Origin of the sequence: Methylomicrobium sp. Wu6 (genome assembly GCF_035916875.1) — a bacterium.
In the GTDB taxonomy this organism is placed as follows: Bacteria; Pseudomonadota; Gammaproteobacteria; order Methylococcales; family Methylomonadaceae; genus Methylomicrobium.
This window is the reverse complement of the sequence record NZ_JAXUHN010000096.1, coordinates 113,114-133,760: the sequence shown is the minus strand read 5'-3', so window position 1 is coordinate 133,760 and position 20,647 is coordinate 113,114. Positions and strand designations below refer to the sequence as shown.

The 20,647-nt window shown below is 52.3% G+C and carries 23 protein-coding genes; 6 read left to right on the top strand and 17 right to left on the bottom strand.

The genetic code is table 11. From position 1 onward, the window contains the following. The first annotated feature begins 227 nt into the window (after positions 1-227). Positions 228-977 carry a heme-binding protein gene (locus U2W12_RS19525; protein WP_326502376.1) on the top strand — a complete coding sequence of 250 codons (750 nt, stop codon included), beginning with the start codon at positions 228-230 and terminating at the stop codon, positions 975-977. A gap of 105 nt (positions 978-1,082) precedes the next feature. On the opposite strand, the gene U2W12_RS19520 is transcribed toward U2W12_RS19525, so the two are convergent. Beyond that, positions 1,083-1,490: a ketosteroid isomerase-related protein gene (locus U2W12_RS19520; protein WP_326502375.1), complete on the bottom strand. Its 408-nt coding sequence runs from the start codon at positions 1,488-1,490 to the stop codon at positions 1,083-1,085. 115 nt (positions 1,491-1,605) lie between these two features. Here U2W12_RS19520 and U2W12_RS19515 point away from each other — a divergent pair, with 115 nt between their 5' ends. Beyond that, positions 1,606-2,259: an SOS response-associated peptidase gene (locus U2W12_RS19515; RefSeq protein ID WP_326502374.1), complete on the top strand. Its 654-nt coding sequence runs from the start codon at positions 1,606-1,608 to the stop codon at positions 2,257-2,259. Positions 2,260-2,364: 105 nt separating this feature from the next. After that, on the top strand, positions 2,365-3,135 hold the full coding sequence (locus tag U2W12_RS19510) for a ceramidase domain-containing protein (RefSeq protein ID WP_326502373.1): 771 nt from the start codon (positions 2,365-2,367) through the stop codon (positions 3,133-3,135). Here the strand turns inward: U2W12_RS19510 and U2W12_RS19505 are convergent. From U2W12_RS19505 to U2W12_RS19470, 8 genes are all read right to left on the bottom strand, one after another. Beyond that, a complete protein-coding gene (locus U2W12_RS19505) occupies positions 3,119-3,289 on the bottom strand; it encodes a rubredoxin (protein ID WP_326502372.1) in 171 nt (56 codons plus the stop codon). The genes U2W12_RS19510 and U2W12_RS19505 overlap by 17 nt on opposite strands. 34 nt (positions 3,290-3,323) lie before the next feature. After that, entirely contained in the window at positions 3,324-4,337 is a 1,014-nt protein-coding gene (locus U2W12_RS19500) for a Gfo/Idh/MocA family oxidoreductase (RefSeq protein WP_326502371.1), read from the bottom strand. Between the two features lie 181 nt (positions 4,338-4,518). Next, entirely contained in the window at positions 4,519-5,706 is a 1,188-nt protein-coding gene (hxlAB, locus tag U2W12_RS19495; protein ID WP_326502370.1) for a bifunctional 3-hexulose-6-phosphate synthase/6-phospho-3-hexuloisomerase, read from the bottom strand. 282 nt (positions 5,707-5,988) lie between these two features. Continuing rightward, complete coding sequence (locus U2W12_RS19490) at positions 5,989-6,288, bottom strand: protealysin inhibitor emfourin (protein ID WP_326502369.1); 300 nt, start codon at positions 6,286-6,288, stop codon at positions 5,989-5,991. 181 nt (positions 6,289-6,469) lie between these two features. After that, on the bottom strand, positions 6,470-7,555 hold the full coding sequence (locus U2W12_RS19485; protein ID WP_326502368.1) for a M4 family metallopeptidase: 1,086 nt from the start codon (positions 7,553-7,555) through the stop codon (positions 6,470-6,472). Positions 7,556-7,985: 430 nt separating this feature from the next. Continuing rightward, positions 7,986-8,975 carry an RNA polymerase sigma factor RpoS gene (gene rpoS, locus U2W12_RS19480; protein WP_326502367.1) on the bottom strand — a complete coding sequence of 330 codons (990 nt, stop codon included), beginning with the start codon at positions 8,973-8,975 and terminating at the stop codon, positions 7,986-7,988. Between the two features lie 41 nt (positions 8,976-9,016). Beyond that, positions 9,017-9,799, bottom strand: coding sequence for a M23 family metallopeptidase (locus U2W12_RS19475; RefSeq protein WP_326502366.1), 783 nt, complete (start codon positions 9,797-9,799; stop codon positions 9,017-9,019). An 8-nt stretch (positions 9,800-9,807) separates the two neighbouring features. Next, positions 9,808-10,284 (bottom strand): DnaJ domain-containing protein, encoded by a 477-nt coding sequence (locus U2W12_RS19470; protein WP_326502365.1) that lies wholly within the window; start codon positions 10,282-10,284, stop codon positions 9,808-9,810. A 179-nt stretch (positions 10,285-10,463) separates the two neighbouring features. Here U2W12_RS19470 and mobB point away from each other — a divergent pair, with 179 nt between their 5' ends. The 3 genes from mobB (at position 10,464) to U2W12_RS19455 (ending at position 13,055) form a co-directional block, all read left to right on the top strand. Beyond that, positions 10,464-10,988 carry a molybdopterin-guanine dinucleotide biosynthesis protein B gene (gene mobB / locus U2W12_RS19465; RefSeq protein WP_326502364.1) on the top strand — a complete coding sequence of 175 codons (525 nt, stop codon included), beginning with the start codon at positions 10,464-10,466 and terminating at the stop codon, positions 10,986-10,988. Continuing rightward, on the top strand, positions 10,985-12,229 hold the full coding sequence (gene glp, locus U2W12_RS19460) for a gephyrin-like molybdotransferase Glp (RefSeq protein ID WP_326502363.1): 1,245 nt from the start codon (positions 10,985-10,987) through the stop codon (positions 12,227-12,229). The genes mobB and glp overlap by 4 nt, the downstream gene beginning before the upstream one ends. A gap of 310 nt (positions 12,230-12,539) precedes the next feature. Then, the gene (locus tag U2W12_RS19455) at positions 12,540-13,055 is read left to right on the top strand and encodes a hypothetical protein (protein ID WP_326502362.1); all 516 of its coding nucleotides are present in this window, start codon (positions 12,540-12,542) and stop codon (positions 13,053-13,055) included. 386 nt (positions 13,056-13,441) lie between these two features. Here U2W12_RS19455 and U2W12_RS19450 read toward each other — a convergent pair whose 3' ends face one another. The 8 genes from U2W12_RS19450 to U2W12_RS19415 form a co-directional block, all read right to left on the bottom strand. Beyond that, complete coding sequence (locus tag U2W12_RS19450) at positions 13,442-13,963, bottom strand: copper resistance protein NlpE (protein WP_326502396.1); 522 nt, start codon at positions 13,961-13,963, stop codon at positions 13,442-13,444. Between the two features lie 616 nt (positions 13,964-14,579). Next, positions 14,580-15,776, bottom strand: a complete 1,197-nt coding sequence (locus U2W12_RS19445; RefSeq protein ID WP_326502361.1) for a D-alanyl-D-alanine carboxypeptidase family protein — start codon at positions 15,774-15,776, stop codon at positions 14,580-14,582. Positions 15,777-16,079: 303 nt separating this feature from the next. Continuing rightward, positions 16,080-17,096 (bottom strand): exo-beta-1,3-glucanase, encoded by a 1,017-nt coding sequence (locus tag U2W12_RS19440; protein WP_326502360.1) that lies wholly within the window; start codon positions 17,094-17,096, stop codon positions 16,080-16,082. A 253-nt stretch (positions 17,097-17,349) separates the two neighbouring features. Further along, the gene (gene mazG, locus U2W12_RS19435) at positions 17,350-18,156 is read right to left on the bottom strand and encodes a nucleoside triphosphate pyrophosphohydrolase (protein ID WP_326502359.1); all 807 of its coding nucleotides are present in this window, start codon (positions 18,154-18,156) and stop codon (positions 17,350-17,352) included. A 5-nt stretch (positions 18,157-18,161) separates the two neighbouring features. Further along, positions 18,162-19,097: a carbohydrate kinase family protein gene (locus U2W12_RS19430; RefSeq protein ID WP_326502358.1), complete on the bottom strand. Its 936-nt coding sequence runs from the start codon at positions 19,095-19,097 to the stop codon at positions 18,162-18,164. Beyond that, positions 19,094-19,465: a diacylglycerol kinase gene (locus U2W12_RS19425; RefSeq protein WP_326502357.1), complete on the bottom strand. Its 372-nt coding sequence runs from the start codon at positions 19,463-19,465 to the stop codon at positions 19,094-19,096. Before U2W12_RS19425 ends, U2W12_RS19430 begins: the two co-directional genes overlap by 4 nt. Before the next feature lie 69 nt (positions 19,466-19,534). Beyond that, a complete protein-coding gene (gene gcvH, locus U2W12_RS19420; protein ID WP_326502356.1) occupies positions 19,535-19,921 on the bottom strand; it encodes a glycine cleavage system protein GcvH in 387 nt (128 codons plus the stop codon). Between the two features lie 149 nt (positions 19,922-20,070). Next, complete coding sequence (locus U2W12_RS19415) at positions 20,071-20,640, bottom strand: hypothetical protein (protein WP_326502355.1); 570 nt, start codon at positions 20,638-20,640, stop codon at positions 20,071-20,073. Positions 20,641-20,647 lie beyond the last annotated feature (7 nt).

Here is a 20,647-nt window from a genome sequence, read left to right as displayed (position 1 = left end):
TTTATTGATTTTCACTTTATAACGGTATGAAGTTAAATAAAAAAAACTTGGTCATAGATTTTTAAGTGATTGATAATCTATAACCGCATATTTTATAATGAATAGGTTTGCATAGCTCAATTTTATATGCAAGCCGGTAGTTTAATTCAATATGACTGTGTCGAGAACTTAAATGATGAATTAAACGTACTGCCCAAAAAATTAATAACAATCGAGAGAGGGTAAGTATGATGATGAAAAAATTGGTAACGGGGTCTTTATTAGCTTTGGCTTCGGCAGGAGTATTCGCAGGCCCCCCAAGTGATTGCCCGGTAACTTATGACCAATTGAAGTCTGCCTTGACTACTGCTATAGGAGCAAATAATGGGGGCTTAAGCTTTGATATGTGGGGCACCGTGGTTAACAAGGATGGCCGCATTTGCGCGGTTGCAAGCACTGGGGAAAAGTTAAATGATCAATGGTTAGCCAGTCGGGTGATTTCAGCGCAGAAAGCATATACCGCTGCTTCATTAGCAAACAACAAGGGTTCATTTGGCACCGCGGCAAATACATCATTTGCTTTTACAACCGCGGGATTATACCTGGCGACTCAACCAGGAGGCTCGCTTTGGGGGTTGCAGTTCAGCAATCCTGTTGATCCGAGTTCTGCCTATGCGGGAAATCAATCGAAATTCGGCTCAAAGAACGATCCAATGGTCGGCAAGAGGGTCGGAGGAAACAATGTTTTCGGCGGCGGATTGGCCCTTTTTGATGCAAATGATCAGTTGGTGGGTGGTCTCGGCGTGAGTGGAAACACTTCTTGTGCTGATCATAATATTGCATGGCGAACAAGAAATACTTTTGTGTCACTTAAACTAGCTCAAGGGCCAGGCTCTGAAGTCAATATCGATTATGTGGCAGGATACCCTGATTGCGGACAAGGCGAAGCAGGTATATGGGCGTTAATAAAAAATTCATTACCCCAACGCTTTCAATAACGGCGAAGCAAATATGATGAGTATGGATTTTTTACTCATCGACAGCGGATTTGGGGGCTAGTGAACGGGTTAACGGCGAAGCCGTTAGCCCGTTTTTTCGAGTTTTTAGCCGTTAACCTGCGCAATCCAATCATTCAGATTGTAATAGTTCGTGATCCGAGAGACTTTGCCGTCGCGGATGTCAAAAAAAGCGCCGGCCGGTAGACGGTATTTCTGGCCGTTCGCGGCGGGCAGCCCTTCGTCGGTTTGCAGATATTCGCCGAGCACGACAAATTCGGCCGCGGCGCGCTTGCCGTCCTCGCTCGCCATGATCACCATATCGACCAGTTGTTCCTTGTAGTTATGGTTCATGCAGGCCATGAATTGCTTGAATGCATCCTTACCGATCTCGCGCTTGCCCTGGTTGATGTCGTGAATCACGTCATCGGTCAACAGGTTCAAAAAAGTATCCATGTCGCCGGCGTTGAAAGCGGCGTAATAGTTTTGAATCAGCTTGATGCTCTCTTGGTTCATAAAGATTCTCTAGTGAAAACAATGAAAACTTGTTATTTTACCGCGAATGCGCCGTTTTACCTTGTTAAATTTGACGACCTTGGCCGCGGGGATGCCATTGTAATGGAGACAGATAATGTGCGGACGCTTTAACATGCTCGCAACGCCCGAGCAATTGATGCAGGCCTTCGATCTGGATCAATTGTCGGGCTACAAAATCAGTTACAACATTGCGCCCGGTCAAAAAATTCTCGGCATCGTGCAGCCGGATAGTAACGGCCTCAGCGCGGTCAGTCTGGATTGGGGGTTAGTGCCTTCCTGGGCCAAGGACAGTAAAATCGGCCATGCGCTGATCAATGCTAGGGCAGAAACGCTCGGCGAAAAGCCGTCGTTCAAGGCGGCATATCACAAGAGGCGCTGCCTGATACCGGCGACCGGTTTCTATGAATGGCACAAGACCGTTCAGGGCAAACAGGCCTATCATATCTGTCGCGAAGACCGCCGGTTGTTCGCATTTGCCGGCTTGTGGGAGCATTGGGAGCATGGAGGAAGCATGTTGTATTCCTGCACGATCATCACAACCGCCGCGAATCAATTGATTCAGCCAATTCATGACCGCATGCCGGTGATTATCGATGCCGAACATTACCGTCCATGGTTGGATCAGCGGCAGTCACGACAAAGCCTGGATCAGTTGTTGGAGAAACCCGCTTATGATGGGATCACGCTGTATCCGATAAGCGACAGGGTCAATAATCCACGCCATGATGATCGCCATTGTCTGGAGTAAAGGCGTTTTCTATTCCCACTGCTGCATTATTGGCTCGGCATAAGAACTTTTTCGGGAAAGAAAGCAAATAACCGCCGTTAGCACATTGTTCATTGAGAGGTCGCCATGCATCACGATCATCAAGGTGGAGTTCTATGGATCATCACCCTGGTCGCGATTATCGCAGTCTTCAATTTTGCACCGATTCCCCAGGACCGGGCCTATCATCGGTTCGGGGATCAGCGTTTGATCGCCGGCCTGCCGAATTTCTACAATGTGATTTCGAATATTCCGTTTCTGCTGATCGGGTTTATCGGCATGCGTCTGGTTGTCACACAGTCGCCGGCAGGCGGCTTGGCTGATTTACGTTGGATGCATTTCGCATTTTTTGCCGGCGTTTTTTTAACCGGGATCGGCTCTTCTTCTTATCATCTCTACTCGAATAATCGAATACTGGTCTGGGACAGATTGCCGATGACGATCGGCTTCATGGCGCTGTTCAGTGCGATCGTCGACGAGTACATTTCAACGCGCGCGGCGCGCGCAATCTTCGTACCGCTGTTGATAGTCGGGCTGGTGTCGGTGTTTTACTGGCATGTCACCGAACAGAACGGTCACGGCGATCTACGCCTGTATGCGCTGGTGCAGTTCCTGCCGATGATACTGATACCGGTGATCCTGTGCCTATTCAAGTCCGATCCGGAGAGAAGCAAATACTACTGGGGCATGATCGCAGCGTATGCGTTATCGAAAGGCGCGGAATATTTGGATGCGGAATTGTATGATTTGGTCGGGGCGGTCAGCGGCCATACGCTGAAGCATGTGCTCGCGGCCGTAGCGCCTTATATTTTCTATCGGTCGCTACGGCAAAGAGAACGGATTATTCGAGCAGCTTGAAAAAGCTTTTCGGCGCGCCGCAGATCGGGCATTCCCAATCGTCCGGAATGTCTTCCCAGCGGGTTCCTGGGGCGATGCCGCTGTCCGGATCGCCTTTTTCTTCATCGTAAATGTGCTCGCATTCTCTGCAGTGGTATTTCTTATAATCCGCCATGTGTTGCCTCTTGTGTTATTAAAATCTGTTTGTATTAAACCAGTTTGATCAATCTGCTTTCGGCGGCCGACTGCATTGCGGCTTCGAGAATCCGGCAGTTATCCTTCGCGTCGTCCAATGACAGAGCCGGTTCGCGACCACTTAACACGCAATCGCTGAAATGTTCGATTTCCAGGCGGAAATGATTCGCCGATGGCAGTCTTTCCTCGCATTGACGGCCGTCTTCGGTCCACCAGGAAATGATCGGTATGTCACCCGGCAATTGCCACACTGTGTGGCATTTGATGCCGCCGCGGGTGCCGATCATTTCGTATTCGGACCTACGCGCGCGTTCAAAGCTGTAATCGAACTGTGCGAAGCGTCCTCGGCCAAAGTCGATCACGCCGCTGCTCGAAATATCGGCCCCGCTGCCGACATAGCTGGACACGGCCGACACCGAAACCGGTGCGTCCTCGAAAAACATTCGCGCCGAATGCACCGCGTAACAACCAATGTCCCACAATGCACCGCCGCCGCGTTCGACCGATTGTTCGAGCCGGTACATGCGCGCCGGACGCATCATGAACGAATAGGTCGCGCGTACCGAGCGGATTTCGCCAAACAGGCCCGAGTTGACCAACTCCAGCACGCGGGCATGTTGGGGGTGAAAGCGGTACATGAAGCCTTCCATAACGGTGACCCGATAGCGCCGCGCGGCGGTTTCGATCGCGATGATATCGGCGACAGACAACGCCATCGGCTTCTCGCAGAGCACATGTTTGCCATGTTCGATCGCGTGCAGCGCCCACAAGGCGTGCTCGTGATTGGCCATCGGTAAATACACCGCATCGATAGCGTCGTCATTCAGCAGGGCTTCAAGATCGTCATAAGCGCATGCCTGGGTTTGACCGGGGCCGTATTTTGCCAGTGTTTCAGCCGCCGCGCCGGGTCTCCGGCTCGCTATCGCAACGAGTTCCGCGTTTTCCGCTTCGACGATTGCCGGCAGCAGACGTTCGTTGATGCGTGCCGCGCCGAGAATGCCCCAGCGTAGTTTTGTTCTGATGGTCATTGTTGTTCTCTTATTGCTATTAACGGCTTGAAGTAATCGTGGGGGGGGCAGACAGTGTATTGGCCGCGAATGGCGCTGCCAATGCATCTGTTAATGCCGAATATCAATAAAGGCAGGCAGGGTGATCAGCCCGTCTGCTTACGTCCGGCAATAACAAGCCGCTGCTTCCTGTCTTCGGCGCTTATTCGAGATTCGCGTGCCGGTATCTCATCACTTCTTCGGCAATGCCTTTTTCGTGAATCAAATGCGATACCAAGGCTTCCAGGAACGACAGGGTCGACAGTTCGAATACCGTACCCATGGGCATGCCGACGACTTTGCCGTACTGGTCGGAGGTGCCGATTTGAAATACCGCGTCAGACATTTCGCCAATCGTCGAACCGCTCTTCGCGGTGATCAGGCAGATTTGCGCGCCGACTTCGCGGGCTTTCTTCGTGAACGCGATCAATTGCTCGGTTTCGCCGGAGCCGGAAATCACGATCAACAGGTCGCCTTTTTTGATGCTGGGGGTCACGATTTCACCGACCACGCTGACATCGTAGCCGCTATGCATCAGCCGCATCGCAAAGAAGCGGCAGACTAACCCAGAGCGCCCGGCGCCGGACACATAGACGCGTTTGGCGTTATCAAGCATATGGGTCAGTTTGGCCGGCAAATTGTCGTCCGTTGCTTCCAGAATCGATCTGATTTTATTGATGATCAGCGTTTGGTGCGGCGTGCCGATGATGCCCGTACCGTGCACGATATCACGGATCTGCTTGGCGGCTGTCGCAGGGCAGGGGGCGCCGTAAATGGCCGCACCGACCACGATGATGTCCGCGCCGGCCTTGACCACCTGATCGACAGTCGAAGGCTTGATGCCGCCCGCAACCGAAATTCTGATGTTCAGCCCCAGATCCGCGATGTCCTGCAAGTCGGCGAATGGTGTTTGGCCGGCAGCTTGTGCATCGAGACCGGTATGCACACCGATAATTTGCGCGCCGAGCTCGGCAGCGGCGCGTGCACAGGCCTGTTTGTCGGGAACATTGATCAGGTCGATCTGTGCCTCGCCGCCATAAGCGTTTGCCGCCTTGATTACGCCGGCGATCGTCGCCATGCCGGATACGCCAAGCACGGTGCAAATATCCGCGCCGGCCGCATAGAAGGGCGTAGCTTCATATTCGCCAGCGTCCATCGTTTTCAGATCGACCAGAATCAGTTTGTCAGGAAACTTTTCCCGTAACGTTTTGACCAGTTCGACGCCGTTGTGTTTGATGCAGGGTGTCCCGATCTCGAAAATATCGACATAAGGCGCCGTTTTTTCGGCAAGATTGATGGTTTGGTCGAAATCCAGTGAATCCAGTGCCAATTGTATTAATGGTTTTGCCATCGTGCGCTCCAAAATAGTTATTGTTATTGTAGTGTGTCAGCGGCAAACTCTAAATCAGGACGAAGGGGATGTCAATCGCGCGCTGGCAGCCGCGTAAGCGTTCTGGCGCTTTATTGTCGATTGTAAAGCCTTGGGCGGTGGGGCGAGCACGGAGGCGGCGGCAAACGTTTGAAATCATAGAGAAAGAAACGGCCTGTTATCGGGCAACTCAACACGATGGGCTGCAATGTGACGGGCAAGATAAAGCCGCCAGTCCAAATCAAATCTCGGAAACTGCGCGCACTACTTGGCTGGCCACTCTGATTTCATCATCCAATCGACCAGTGGCTTCAATTCGGCCGGCAGCGCCTGTTCCGAGGCGGTGACGCTATGCTTTCTGTCGTTCTGTTCGATGAGGATCTGGTATTCAAAACGGTCGGGTTGAGGCTTTGACGGAATCGAAGCCGGCAATTCAAAAAAACGCGACGACTCGATCATTTGTTGCAGATGGTGAAATTCGGATGCCGAAAGGCTGGCGGCATCGATCGATTTGATCAACGGGATACCGGCGAATCCTCCGGTTCTTTGAATGGTCACATGCACGATTTTATCTTCCGTTGTTACGGGGCCGGCTTGAATTTTACACGCAACGACACCCGCGCACAGCAGGCAAAGGGCCAAGGTGCGAAGGCGGGATGCAGAAGCAATCGGACGCGGAGAACAAAGCGCCATTATCGATCGAATGCAGCGGACGGGGCACAGCCCCGTCCGTATCGGTTGAGCCTTAAGTAACTCCAACCGCCCGCCAAGCATCGCGCACCGCCGACTGTTCGGCGCTGTTTTGTCCGTAGAGGTCGCCCGCCACCCTGATCGTGGCGCCGGCGGCGGCGCTGAAGGTCGAGCGTGAACGCAGCACGTCCCTTAGCGCGATATACCAGATTCTGCCGGCTTTTTCCCAGGCAAAGCCGCCGATGGCGATAGCCGCCAGATAAAACGCATGGTTTGGAATGCCCGAATTGATATGTACGCCGCCATTGTCCTGACGTCCCCGATAACGGTTGGCATAGAGGGCCGGTTGCGGATCTTTGCCTAGCATGGGATCATCATAAGCGGTTCCCGGCGCTTTGAGCGAGCGTAGCGCCTGACCATTTATGCCCGGCGCGAGCAGGCCGGCGCCGATCAGCCAGTCGGCCTGCTCGGCGGTTTGATTCAACGTCCGTTGTTTGACCAGGCTGCCGAAGACATCCGCGAACGACTCGTTCAAAGCACCCGATTCGCTCTGATACAACAATCCGGCTTCAAACTGCACGACGCCGTGGGTCAATTCATGTCCGATGACGTCGATCGCTATCGTAAAACGGTTGAACAGCCGTCCGTCTCCGTCGCCGTAAACCATTTGGTTGCCATTCCAGAAGGCGTTGTCATACCGCACATCGTAGTGTACGGTCGAATCGATCCGAAGGCCCCGGTCATCGACCGAATTGCGTTGGTAAACCTGACTGTATAAATCATAAGTCGCGCCCGCGCCGTCATAAGCCTCATTGACCGCAATATCCTGACTTGCCTGCCCGCCCTCGCCGCGAACCAGACGGCCGGGCAGCGTAACGTCTTGCCGCGCATCGTAAACGGTACGCCGCTTCTGTCCGGTCGAAACCGCAAGCGACGGCATGTTGCCCATGATGCCACGTATGCCGCGGAATTGTTCGGTCAGCCGCATTGTTTCCATGGTCCAGCTGCGCATCTCGTCATCGCCGTGCTTGATGATGTGGTCGGTCATGTGCGGCGGGATGATCGTGCAAAATGCGCAATCATGCGCCTTCGAGTGGCGAGAGTGTTTTGAGCCGTGTGATTGATTGCGTTTAATTGTCATCGCATCACCCTTTGAAGTTTATTCAAAAAAATCAACTGAGACTTTTTGTTCTTTTAGCACTATTGTTTAAAACTGTCAATGATGGAGGTGATTTTTTATGGGTGTTTATTGATTCAAAAATCCGTGGGCGATTATTCTCATTCGGTGCTGAAGCGTGAATTATTTAGCGTGACCATGCCTATGACTGCAGTTCTCGGAACCAGGAACCATCTCGAAGCGAGCGACTGAGTGGAGATCAAAATCGTGCTGGCATAATGCATGCCGCAATGGATTCGGGAAAGGGGGCGCATTGTTCGGCTAGCGCTTAAACGCTAAGCAATTGTGTAGCGCAATTTGAAAGGCCCGCTCTGGCTTATGGTGTGGGTAAGCATGGCGCGAAGGATTGGGGGGCAGGAACGAAATTCCAACCCTGCTCACGCGTTGAACTGCGTTAATTGAAAATCGTTTCGAACGAATAACCGTTTATATGCAGAATTTCTTTTAGCCGTTTCAAACCGTCCATCTGAATCTGCCGCACGCGCTCACGGGTCACGTTCAATTCCAGTGCGACCTGTTCCAGCGTTTCGGCTTCATAGCCGCAAAGCCCATAACGCCGGCAGACGACTTCGCGCTGTTTTTCCGGCAATTGAAAGACCCAGCCGGAAACGCTTTGGCGGATGCCGTCCTCCTGGATCCGGTCGGCGGCCGACGGACTGTCGTCATCGGAAATCGTTTCGACCATCGGCTTATCGACATCCTTGCTGCACGGCACATCGATCGACGTGACCCGCTCGTTCAATTTCAGCATCTTTTCGACCTTATAAACCGGCTTGTCCATGAACTGCGCAATCTCCTCGGCGCTCGGATCGTGATCGAGCGACTGCTGTAAATGGCGCTGCGCCTTCAAATAGGTGTTCATTTCCTTCACGATATGAATCGGCAGGCGGATCGTGCGGGTCTGATTCATGATTGCGCGTTCGATCGTTTGCCGAATCCACCAGGTTGCATAGGTCGAAAAACGGAAGCCACGGTCCGGATCGAATTTTTCGACCGCGCGGATCAATCCGAGATTGCCTTCCTCGATCAAATCGAGCAACGGCAGGCCCCGGTTCAGATAACGGCGGGATATCTTCACGACCAGACGCAAATTACTCTCGATCATGATCTTGCGGGCTTCGTGGTCCCCGCGCAATGCTTTGCTGCCGTAAAGTTTTTCCTGATCGGCCGTTAACAATTTCGAGCGGCCGAGATCGTTCAAATAGACGCGTGTCGCATCGAAATTCTCATCGCGGACTTTAATAGTCTGGACTTCGCTTTCGATGTCTAAGTCGTCGAGAGAATCTTCCTCGTCCTCGAAATCTTCCTCGAATAGAAGCTCCTCATCTTCTTCAAACGGCAGGCTGATTTCATCATCAGCGGGTTCAATTATCTCTTTTTTCATCCCATTCCCCTGACGCTTCGCATGAACGTTCATCGGTATCTTCATAACTTAGGTAATAATGTAAGCGGGTTGACCGACTTACCTTGTTTGCGAATTTCAAAATGCAGCATGCCTTTGTGAGAAGTGCCGGCGCCAACCGTGGCGATCTCTTGGCCTTTCTCGACAACGTCGCCCTCCTTGGCTAATAAGGCGCTATTATTTGCATAAGCAGTCAAATACTGGCCATTATGCTTAATGATAAGCAGATTACCATATCCTATCAATCCTTGACCGCTATAGACCACCTTACCTGCCTCGGCAGCTCGTACCGTTTGTCCTTTTTTTCCGGAGATTTTGATGCCTTTTTTGCCTGTCTGGGTATAGTTCTTCAAAATACTTCCGGCCAATGGCCAACCGAAGCTCAGCTTGGCGTTAGCTTTTTTCGCACTGGGTGTTATTTCGGTTGCCGGAATTTTGCGGACAGATTTTGCAGGCTCAAACTCCGGCATTATACTTTTTTTGGCTGTTAGATTTGAAGCAATTGTTTTTGGCTTGGTTTTAGCTTCGTACTTCTCGACCGGCCTGACCGTAGAGGGGAGGGTTGCCGACAGGTGCGGTCTCCGATTCATTGAGTTCAATGCCCGCGGATAAGGATCGCGCGGCACAGGTGGCATTTCCTGACTGCTCGTCATTTGTGGGGGGCTGGGCATATCCGAAAATGCATCGTTGATATGTTGGTGGCCGGTCCGTACCGGAGCCAAATCCGCCCGTTCCGTGCAGCCGAACATGACCGTGGCCAAGGCCGGAATCAGCATCAACACCGCGTTACGAAAATCATTGCCCATGGCGCTTATCATCCCAGCAGCGTTTTTTTTGCCAGATTGATTTTCGCGGCCAGATAATCAGAACCGCCCCTGTCCGGATGAATTTTTTGCATCAGGCGGCGATGCGCCTCAGTGATTTCCTTATCGGATGCGCCCATTTTCAATCCCAAGACCTCATAAGCTTCCGCCGCGGTCATCTTGCCGGACGTATGCCGGTATTCCTGTTGCGATTGCCCCTTCTTCGTGCGCTGCCAGGCCATCCAGATTTGCTGTAGATAAGGTGCATTATGCAGTAAGGACGGCAACAATCTGAGCAGAAACGCCACCGCCAGGCCAAGCAAGGCAAACAGCCCGCCGAGCCAGCCGGCCATCCCCATATAAACGAGTACTACGAGGCCGCCGGCCATCAGCAGATAGCGAAGAAAACCGGCCTTTACGGCGGCGGGTGCTTTTTGCAGTTTACGTAACGCAAAAAAGACAAGAAAAATCAGCAATATAACAAACACAATGCGAATCAATGTTGACTCCGGGGATCACTCAGGTTGGGCTCACAAAATCAAAACACGCCGCCGGCCGGCGTTATGGCAGGCGATGATAACAGCCACGCCGCCGTTATCGTAGTGCGGAGTTAAATAATACCTTAAAATATCGCGATTATTGACTCCGATCCAATGACGTAAACGACATGCAACATGCACAAAAGCCGATCCTCGGTTTTGCCGCCGCCAGCGGTACCGGCAAGACCACGTTACTGACGCAATTGATTCCGTTGTTGAAACAGCAGGGTTTGCGGGTCGGCCTGATCAAGCACAGTCATCACAGTTTCGATATCGATCAACCCGGCAAGGACAGCTACCGTTTGCGCATGGCCGGCGCTTCGCCGGTGATGCTGGTCTCCAAATACCGCTATGCGATAATCAGCGAGTTCGAAACGCCGCAGGAGCCTAGCCTGGATCAGCAGCTTAAAGTGTTGGACCAGTCCGAACTGGATCTGATCCTAGTCGAAGGCTTCAAGGCCGAAAAGTTTTCGAAAATCGAATTGCACCGGCCGTCGCTGCAAAGACCGCTGCTGTTTCCGCATGATTCGAATATCATTGCGATTGCGAGCGACAGCCCGATCGAAGTACCGTACCCTCTGGTCAAACTTGATCTGAATCGCGCAGATTTGATTGCCCGTTACATTCTGGATCATTACCGGGAGTTCAAATGATTGACCTGTGCAGTTTGGAGAACGAGCCGATGCTTTCGGTCGAGGCGGCGCGGGAAAGGATCGCGGCCGCATTAGAGCCGGTTATCGGCGTCGAAAAAACGGCATTGAAATACGCGCTGGGTCGAGTGCTGGCCGAGCCGGTTTGTTCGCCGCTCGATATTCCGCATGACAGAAACGCAGCGGTCGACGGCTATGCCTTCAGCAGCCGGGACATAGACACAGCGCAAGCCTTTCGCCTCCATTTGGCCGGTGCTTCCTGGGCCGGCAAGCCGTTCCAGGGCCAACTAAATGCGGGCGAATGCATCCGCATTTTTACCGGCGCAGTCTTGCCACGCGAAGCCGATTCGGTCGTAATGCAGGAGTTCGTGACGGTTGACGGAGACTACACCGTGTTTCCGGCCGCTGTGCCGGCGCGCCGCTTTGTGCGCGAAACCGGCGAAGATGTCAAAAGCGGCGGGATTTTGTGCGGCGCAGGCAAGAAACTGACCGCGATCGAACTCGGCCTTTTCGCCTCGGCAGGCATTTATGATGTCGTGGTAAAAAGGCCGGTCAATATCGCTTTTTTTTCGACCGGTGACGAACTGACCGGCATCGGCAAGCCTTTGGCGCCCGGCAAGATTCACGACAGCAACCGATACATTCTCGGCGGCCTATTGACGGATCCTTGCTACTGCGCCGCCGATCTGGGCGTGATCGGCGATGACATGCGGCAACTCGAAGACGCGTTGAGCCAGGCGGCTTTGAATCATGACGTGATCATCACGACCGGCGGCGCCTCGGTCGGGGAGGCCGATTTTATCACCCGGATTCTCGAACGTCTCGGCGAAGTGCATTTATGGAAGATTGCGATGAAACCCGGCAAACCGTTCGCTTTCGGTAAAATCGGCAAGGCGTTCTTCTTCGGTCTGCCCGGCAACCCGGTGGCCGTTGCGGTGACCTTTCAGCAAATCGTAAAACCGGGGCTCGGGCGGCTCACAGGTTTGATGCCAGCCAGTCCGTTGCGAATCAAGGCAATGTTAACGGCCCCGCTCAAAAAAGAGCCCGGCCGCCTTGAATTTCAGCGCGGCATCCTGACACAAAACGCGGACGGTGAATTTTTTGTCGCCTCCGCCGGCGGACAGGGCTCGCACATGCTGGGCTCGATGTCCGCAAGCAACTGCTATATTATCCTGCCTGCCGATTGCTGCGGCGTTCAGGCAAACGAGCCTGTTTGGGTAGAACCTTTCCAGACATCGCTATGACAAAAACGGTTCTGGCGGGATGATTCTTTTCCACAATTTCTGTGGATAACTTTGTGTAAAAGCCCTCGATAACCGCTTGCGAACCCCATGGATCCAGCTCTGTCATTAAATTGTAAAAATTTTATACAAAATAAAATAATTATTTATTATCAATAGATTGTATGAATAAATAGAATTTTTGCAGAGCCCTGTGCCTGCATAAATCAGAACGAATTGCAAGCTTTCGACTGTGTGCATAACATAGACAAAAACAACAAATCCAATCCAATTGGATGCCATTTTAATAACAATCACATCAACGGGTCAGTACATGCTTGTATTCGTTCTACTCAGCCTTGCGCTTGCCTACCTCGTACAGACCTCGAATCCGCTAGCTAACTTGCTGGAGACACTGTTCTTTTTTTATCTGGGCATCGGCGGCGCCTTGATCGCGATCGCCGGCTTGCTGGTCAAAAAAGGCAATTTCAGAATCTGGTACGACCTGTTTGCTTCGAGCGCGTTGCTGGCTTGGTTCGCCTATTGGAAAACACTGTTCAATGATGACTCGCCGATGTTTTTTTTCTTTCCGGTGTATTTTGCCTCCATGAGCGCGTTCATCTCGCTCGCGTTCATCGGACAGTGCGAACGCCTCGATAATGAAAGTCTCCACTATATGCGCCTGCTTGCCGGGCAAAAAGGCTTGCAGCCTTCGATCATCATGCTGGGAGCGCTCGGGAGCTTACAACTGCTCGACCATTATCTGGTCTTTCCGGTGCTGATCACTCTGTTGCTGCTCCGCTTTGCGTTGGATTCTTGTGTTGAGCGCAATCGCGGCCGGAATGCATAAGACGGAAGACAGGGGCGGAAAAAGTTAACCGTCTCAAATCGGCCGATTGTGTTGAAAAAATCCCACTCAGGTAAAAATGTCTTTTTTGTGAAAGCCTTAATGTTTACAACAATAAGTTGCAAATGGGATAGCCGCTGAAATCGGCCCTAACTGCCCCAAACCGGCTTTTTTAACAGAATGGTCAGGAGCAGATATTGGAAAAAACACCCTACACCATATATCGATATTTGCCGCCAAAGAGACCTTGGCCAACTTTGCGACTGAACATTTATAGCGCTCGACATCCTGTTTCGGCAATAAAAAACCGCCTTTGCTTTTGCCAAGAGGCGGTTTGTTTTAAGCGGTCGGTTGGATGCGCTTCGCCTTGTTTTCAGGCTTGTTATGCGCTAGTGAATATGCACTTCTCGCGACTTTACCGTGTCGCTTCTTTGCAAAACATAGTCATCCAACTTTATACCATCATCATTAAGCTGAATGAGTGTCCCTTCATCTGCAATTTGATAACGCCGTGAGTTTGTCCCTTCCTTTTTTGGAGTTAAAACAACGGTACGATTTTCATCATCCCAGTTATATTTTCCTCTTTCATAAAACTCCCTGGAGGACTCTTTTGCGGGTTGAGTCACCAACAGATAATTGTTCTTTTGTTGTAAAGACAACGTTGTTTTAACTCCAGCGCAATCGTTGCAAGGGAGATAGCCGTAAAAAACACCATGAAATTCCTGGCTTTTATCGGGATGGTTTTCGTGTGCGGTGTGATCCGCATCCTTGTGGAGGCTCTTTGCGCGCGCTCTGGCGAAACCTTGTTGAGCTTCGAGGTCTGATGCCGCCATTGCCGGAATAGCTGAAAGCAGACTGCTAAAAAGAAACAAAGCCAGATTGTGTTTTAATTGTTTTTTTAATGTTCGCATGATGACTTTCCAGAAAAGTAATGAGGGTTGTGCCAGTGGAAAACAAAGTGGAAAATTTACCAGCTTTTCAAAGAAAGAGCTTCTAAATTTGTCAGTAAAACAGCTCATTAATCGCCCGTGTGTGGGATTGACGGATGTTATTCGTACTGAATAGACGATTGGTTAATCTCTCAACGCATATGTTTTTCCGAACCGCACCAATCGATAACAGACCGGGCAGCCGTCATTATTTTCCGGCTGTCGTCACTAACATGAACCGGCCCAGGCCATGTCAAAACCCAAAAACGAAATGCTAGGCTTTGGCGTTGGTAGTTATTGAGCAAAATTCACGGAATTGTGGAGCCAATTATTGAGAGTTGATGGGTATCTGTGTGCCCAGTCTGACGGCTTTTATGTCCGGGAGGTTTGGCGATGCGTTTTGACGCCGCCGCCACTTGCCGATCGACATGACCAAGAATGCATGGTTTAGGGATGGCAACTTTGCACCGGAATATTCGCCGGTGGAAGAAAATATAGTTTCATAGCCGCGTAAGCGCCGCGCACCTTTCAAAATTTCAGCTTGTGCTGAAAAAGCTGAAAATGGTGCGCGATGCGTAATCGACAGGAAGTGATTTTTCTATGCGGATTTGCTTCTTTTCTTGACGGTTTTTCGAACGACCGAAGACTTCGCGGTCTTTGTCTTCGTGCGAGTGGTTTTCATGGCGACTCGCGTCGCGCCGCTGCGCTTATTTTTGGCAACCTTAACGCTCCGCTTTGAGGTTCGTTTGCTGACCGTTATCTTGCCGGTCCTTGCTTTTCCGGCCGCGAGGCGGTGATAGCCTGATGCGGCGAGTACTCGCTTGTGCGCTCGGTGATGCTTGGATGCGGCCGGTTTATTAACGGCATGACGGTAATTATCGTCGCCGGAAGCGGAAGCGACCGTGATGCCCCTTCGATTACCGCAGTCGAGCTGATAAGGCGGTTCGCCGCCCACGCTGTCGGTCATTGTACTGATGTTGCGATAGGAGCCGTCGCCATAACGATTGGAAAAGCCCGCGTCCATCATGTTCATCATCAACTGGTAGCGCTCGGCGCTGGTCATGCCTCCCATCACAACGCCGATCAAGCGCTTGCCGTTTTGCATGGCCGAACTTATCAGGTTGAAACCCGAGCCGCAAGTAAAGCCGGTTTTCATCCCTTCCGCTCCGGGATAACGGGCGGTAAACTTGTTGATGCCGCGCAGTTCGCGGCCTTTAAAGAAAAAGCTGTGGCTCGCAAAATAAGGATAATAGTTTGGAAAATTCTTCATGGTTTTCCAGGCCAATACCGCCAAATCGCGAGGCGTGGTGACTTGGAAGTTGTTCGGCAAACCGGTGGCATTCATGAAGCGGGAACTGTTCATGCCCAATTGACGCGCCTTGGCGGTCATCTGAGCAGCAAACCATTCCTCGGTTCCGCCAAGATGTTCGGCAAGCACGACTGCCGCATCATTCGCCGACCGGGTAATCAATGCCAGAATCGCCTCTTCGACGGTCAAGGTTTCGCCAGCTCTGAGCCCCAGCTTGCTTTGTGGCTGCTGCGACGCATGATGGGATGCGGTCATTCTGTCGTGCAGGCCGAGCCGACCGGTGCTTAATGCTTCAAAGGTCATGTACAACGTCATCACTTTGGTCAGCGACGCCGGATACCAGGGGCGCGTCGCATCGATTTCATGTAGAACATTGCCGCTGTCGGCGTCGATCATGATCGCGGCATAGCGCGCATTGGCGGGGCCGGCTGTAAAAAACGCGCCAAGCGCCAGCAAAACAACAAATAACAATTTGATTTTATTCATTGAACAAGAAATCTCAATAAAAACATTGGCCAATTGACAAGAGCTGGGGTATAGGATGTTCTGTACGCAGTCAAGCGAATCGAGCATGACGGCTCGATGGAGAAAGTAACGTGATTTAGATGGCTACCGCGGAAATTCCGCGGCAACGAGACAAAAAACTTTCGTCCTAACGGCTCGATTCTGAAATCTGCCTTATGCGGTAACCCATTGCTATTATTTTAGCAAAGTCCGGAAAAGGCGATGAATCTATTTCAAGAAAGACGGATACACGTTCTTTCATTTTAAGTTTGTTGTTTGCGACATTCAGTGTCGCTTGCCGCTTTTGGGCTGGGCGGTCAAGCCGGTCAGACAGTTGTATGGCGGCTCTCCCGAGCAAATGCCCCAGGAACCTCCGAACAGACCCTCGTTGCTGGGTTTCCAGTTTTCCGAAAAAGCTTCGAAGATAATGCCGGGCCATTGTTTTTCGGCCAGTTTTTTCAGTGTGGAACGGATCACCAAGGCCTGATTGCGGCGATTGGCGATGCCGCACTTCTCGCCGGTATGCACATTGGGCTCGCTCGCGCCTTCGGGTGCATACGGCCAGCCGAATTCGGTCAGGATCACGGTTTTGCCGGGATAGGCGCGCCTTACATTTTCTATTCTGGCCAGATGAAAGTCGGCCGCTTTTTCGGCCGGCGTGCACGGAAACAGATCGGCATGCTTATTTTCCCACCAGGGAAATACATTGATTCCGATCCAGTCGACTTGATTCGCGAAAAGGGTCTGCTGACAAGGCGTCGCGCGGTTGCACCATTCCCACCAAGTGTCGATCGCGGTGACCGGCTGCGCAACCTTCGCCTCACGCATTGCGTTGATGCAGCGAGTGATCTCGCCATCCAGCGCATAGCCGTTGCGGGTTCTGACTTCCGAACCGCAGCTGAGTTTGACGATCGTTTTCGGATAGGTTCTGGCGACTTCGATGCCTTTCGAGATCGAGGCCGAATTGATTGCGATGTCTTTGTCGAGCCAGAGGATTGCGATTACCTTGATCCCTCTCGCCTCGGCCGCCGCAAATGTCGCATCGAGACCGTTCAACACGCCGTAGGTCATGATACAGCGGAAGGGCGTTTTTTGGACCAGCACGTCGAGCAATTGCTCGATCTGGGCCTTTGAAGGATACGGGCCGTAATCGGGATTCAATTGGCCGACGTAAGGGCTAAAGGCGACACATTGGAGCGGAGACGGTTGGGTGAACTTCGGAGCGGCTTGTTTTCCGCGCGCGGCGGCGTGCTGGCTGGTCAGCAGCAATGACAGCATTAGAAAGAAAAGAACCTGTTTCATGAGAACCTGTAATCGAGTCGCCGAGAATTAGTTTTGGGGGTGGAAGTGTAGCGCATCCGCCGGGCCGGGGATGTGCCATGGGCGGGATCGGGTTTGCAACCCGCCCCAAGCGTTTGAAGGCTGTTTGCTTGCGCAAATTATCATGCATGCCCAAGCCTGCAAACTATGCGGACGGGATGAATATCCCGTCCGGCGCAGGGAGTTCATTGACGGCAGGGCAAGGAATTCGGGCCTGAGAACGACAGATGCGTGTCTAATCCGTCTTGCGTTTTAGCATCTGTTTCGCCTCGTGCCAAAAGGCATCGAGTTCGTCGAGCTCGCAATCGGTCAAATTGCGGCCGGAAGATTCGACCTGCCGTTCGATGTAATTGAAGCGGCGCGAGAATTTTTTGATGCTTTCTTTTAACGCCTGCTCGGCATTCACATCGAGATGCCTCGCAAGATTCACGACCACCAACAACAGATCGCCGATTTCCTCGCGAATATGCTGCTGATCGCCCGACTGCCAAGCTTCCCTGACTTCCTCGAGTTCCTCCATCACCTTGTCGAAGACCGGCGGCGCGTCGGGCCAATCGAAACCGTGCTGCGCGGCCCGGTCCTGAATCTTTTCGCATTCGAGCAAGGCCGGCAGACTGCCCGCTACGCCGGCAAGCACGCTGACCGGTTTTGCGGATTTTTCCTTTGCCAGGCGCTCTTCGGCCTTCGCTTGCTCCCAGGCCTGCTGGCGTTCCGCATCGGTTTCGAAGACCGCATCGGCAAATACATGCGGATGCCGGCGAATCAGTTTGTCGCAGATGCTCTCCGAAACCTGTTCGAAATTGAACAGGCCGAGTTCATTTGCTAGCTGAGAATGAAAAACGACCTGCAACAACAAATCGCCGAGTTCCGAACGCAAATCGGCCATGTCGTTGCGTTCGATCGCATCGATGACTTCATACGACTCTTCGATGAGATAAGGGATCAGCGTGGCGAAATTCTGCCGAAGATCCCAGGGGCAGCCTTGCTGGGGGTCGCGCAATCGCGCCATGATGTCCAGCAGATTTTGGGTATTTTTCAGCATGTCGGTCAAAACTCGGTACCGAAACTTTCCCGGTAGCGCTGCTTGAATGCATCCATCTCGAAACTGTGGTTCTGCGTGCCGTTATGTTCGATCTTGATCGTACCCATCAAGGAAGCGATCCGTCCGGTCACGTTCCAGTCGAATTCGTTCATCAGGCCATACAAGAGGCCGGCGCGGTAAGCGTCGCCGCAGCCGGTGGGATCGAGCAATTGCTTCGGCTGCGCGGACGGAATGTCGATGCAGCGGCCGTGAGTATAAATTTTCGAGCCATGGGCGCCGAGCGTCACGACCAGAGCCTCGACCCGCTCGGCCAATTCCGCGAGCGACAAGCCGGTGCGCTGCTGCAGCAATTCGGATTCGTAGTCGTTGACCACCGCCCAGGTGGCCTGATCGAGGAAGGTCAGCAGTTCGGCGCCGTTGAACATCGGGATGCCCTGGCCAGGATCGAAAATGAACGGAATGTCGAGTTCGCTAAACTGCGCCGCATGCAACAACATCCCGTCTCTGCCGTCCGGCGATACGATCCCGATCGTGATGTCGTCCCGATGGGTCGGCACCGCATTCAGATGCGACTCGCTCATCGCGCCCGGATGAAACGCGGTGATCTGGTTGTCGTCTTCGTCGGTAGTGATATAGGCCTGACCGGTGTAATGGTTATCCAGAATCCGGATGTATTCGCGCGACAAGCCGTTCTGGCAAAGCCATTGCATGTAAGGTTCGAAATCATGGCCGACGGTTGCCATAATCAACGGATCTTCATCCAGCAGATTCAAGTTGTAGGCGATGTTCCCCGCGCAGCCGCCGAACTCCCGGCGCATGACCGGCACCAGAAACGAGACGTTCAGTATATGAACCTTGTCCGGCAAGATATGATTCTTGAAGCGGTCATGGAACACCATGATCGTGTCGTATGCCATTGAACCGCAGATCAATGCGCTCATAATTTAACTCCTGCTAAAATGTAAGTCCAAGTGACCGCCGCCCATACCAGCGACAGCATCACAGCCGACGAGCCAATGTCCTTGGCGCGGCCCGATAATTCGTGTCGTTCCAGTCCGACCCGGTCGACGATCGCTTCGATCGCCGAATTCAACAATTCGACCAGCAATACCAGCACGACGCTGCCTATCAACAACAGCTTTTCTATCGGCGTCCGGCCCAGCCAGATCGCTACTGGCGTGGTGACCACAAACAGCAGCACCTCTTGCCGGAACGCTTCCTCATGTGTCCACACTGCCTTGAAACCGGCAGCCGAAAAATAACACGCATTGATGATGCGCTTAAAGCCTTTCTCATTTTGATTTGCCATGCATTACCACAAGGTTTATTTAAAAACGGACTGACAATGCGCAAGGCATCGTTGATTACCTGGTTCTGCTTACTCGGCGTCGATCATTTTTTGATAGGCGTTGGCATCCATTAATTGATTCAAGGCGGAAGCATCGTCTGCTTGCACACAAAAAATCCAGGCGTCGAAGGGAGCATCATTGACCTGTTCGGGGCTGTCGGACAAACTGTCATTGACCGCGACAATCTCGCCGCTGACCGGGCTGTAAAGGTCGGAAGCGGTTTTGACCGATTCGACCACCGCGCATTGCTCCTGCGCCTTCACCTTCCGGCCCACTTCAGGCAACTCGACATAGACCAGGTCGCCGAGCTCCTCCTGGGCGAAGTCGGTGATACCGACGCGCACCACATTGTTGTTTTCGAGTTTCGCCCATTCATGGGTCGTGGCGTATTTCAGATTTTCCGGCAAATCACTCATATCGTCCTCTCTTGATCAATTACAAAATCTTGAGTCTGCGCAAATTTGCGCCAAGCTTCATTTTGTTTCCATCATACCATTTAAGCGCGTGTTTTCTCCACCGGACCGAGGTGAATGGCCACCCGTTTCGCCCGGTGTTACTCCGACGGTTATTGAAAAACGCAATAGCCGGAAATCAGCCACCGGCCTTGCGAGAAGATGAACTTGAACGGCGTTTCCCATCCATACGGCGATACCACGAGCAACGACGCTGTCGTATCGCCGGTCTTGAATTGTTTGATTTTGACTCCGTCGATGAAGGATTGCTTATATTCGTATTCCTGCGCGCAGAAGAATATGTCCATGTCCTCGACTTCCATCAGCGGACCTCTGCCATCGCGGGGCATGTCTTCAAACTCCTTGTCAGTCAGCTTGGCGAATTGTTGCCGGTAGCGGTCGTAATAATGGGCGACGGTCTGCTTGAATTCGGGCGCAAAATAACCACTGCCGATAAGTCGCCCGGAAAAATTGTTCAGATTCGTGGTATCGAGCACAAACCGGCCGCCGGGTAGATTCTTGATCGTCGGTTGCAAGGAGGCAACCGATTTGCCATTCGTCAGTGTCCAGGTGTAAAACTCCTTGACCACTTCCAGCAATGTGTTTTGGTCGGCTCCGGCGCTAGCCGCGGACATATGCAGGCAGAGCAGGATGGGCAACAAGCCATACCGAAAAAATATCATGACAAAC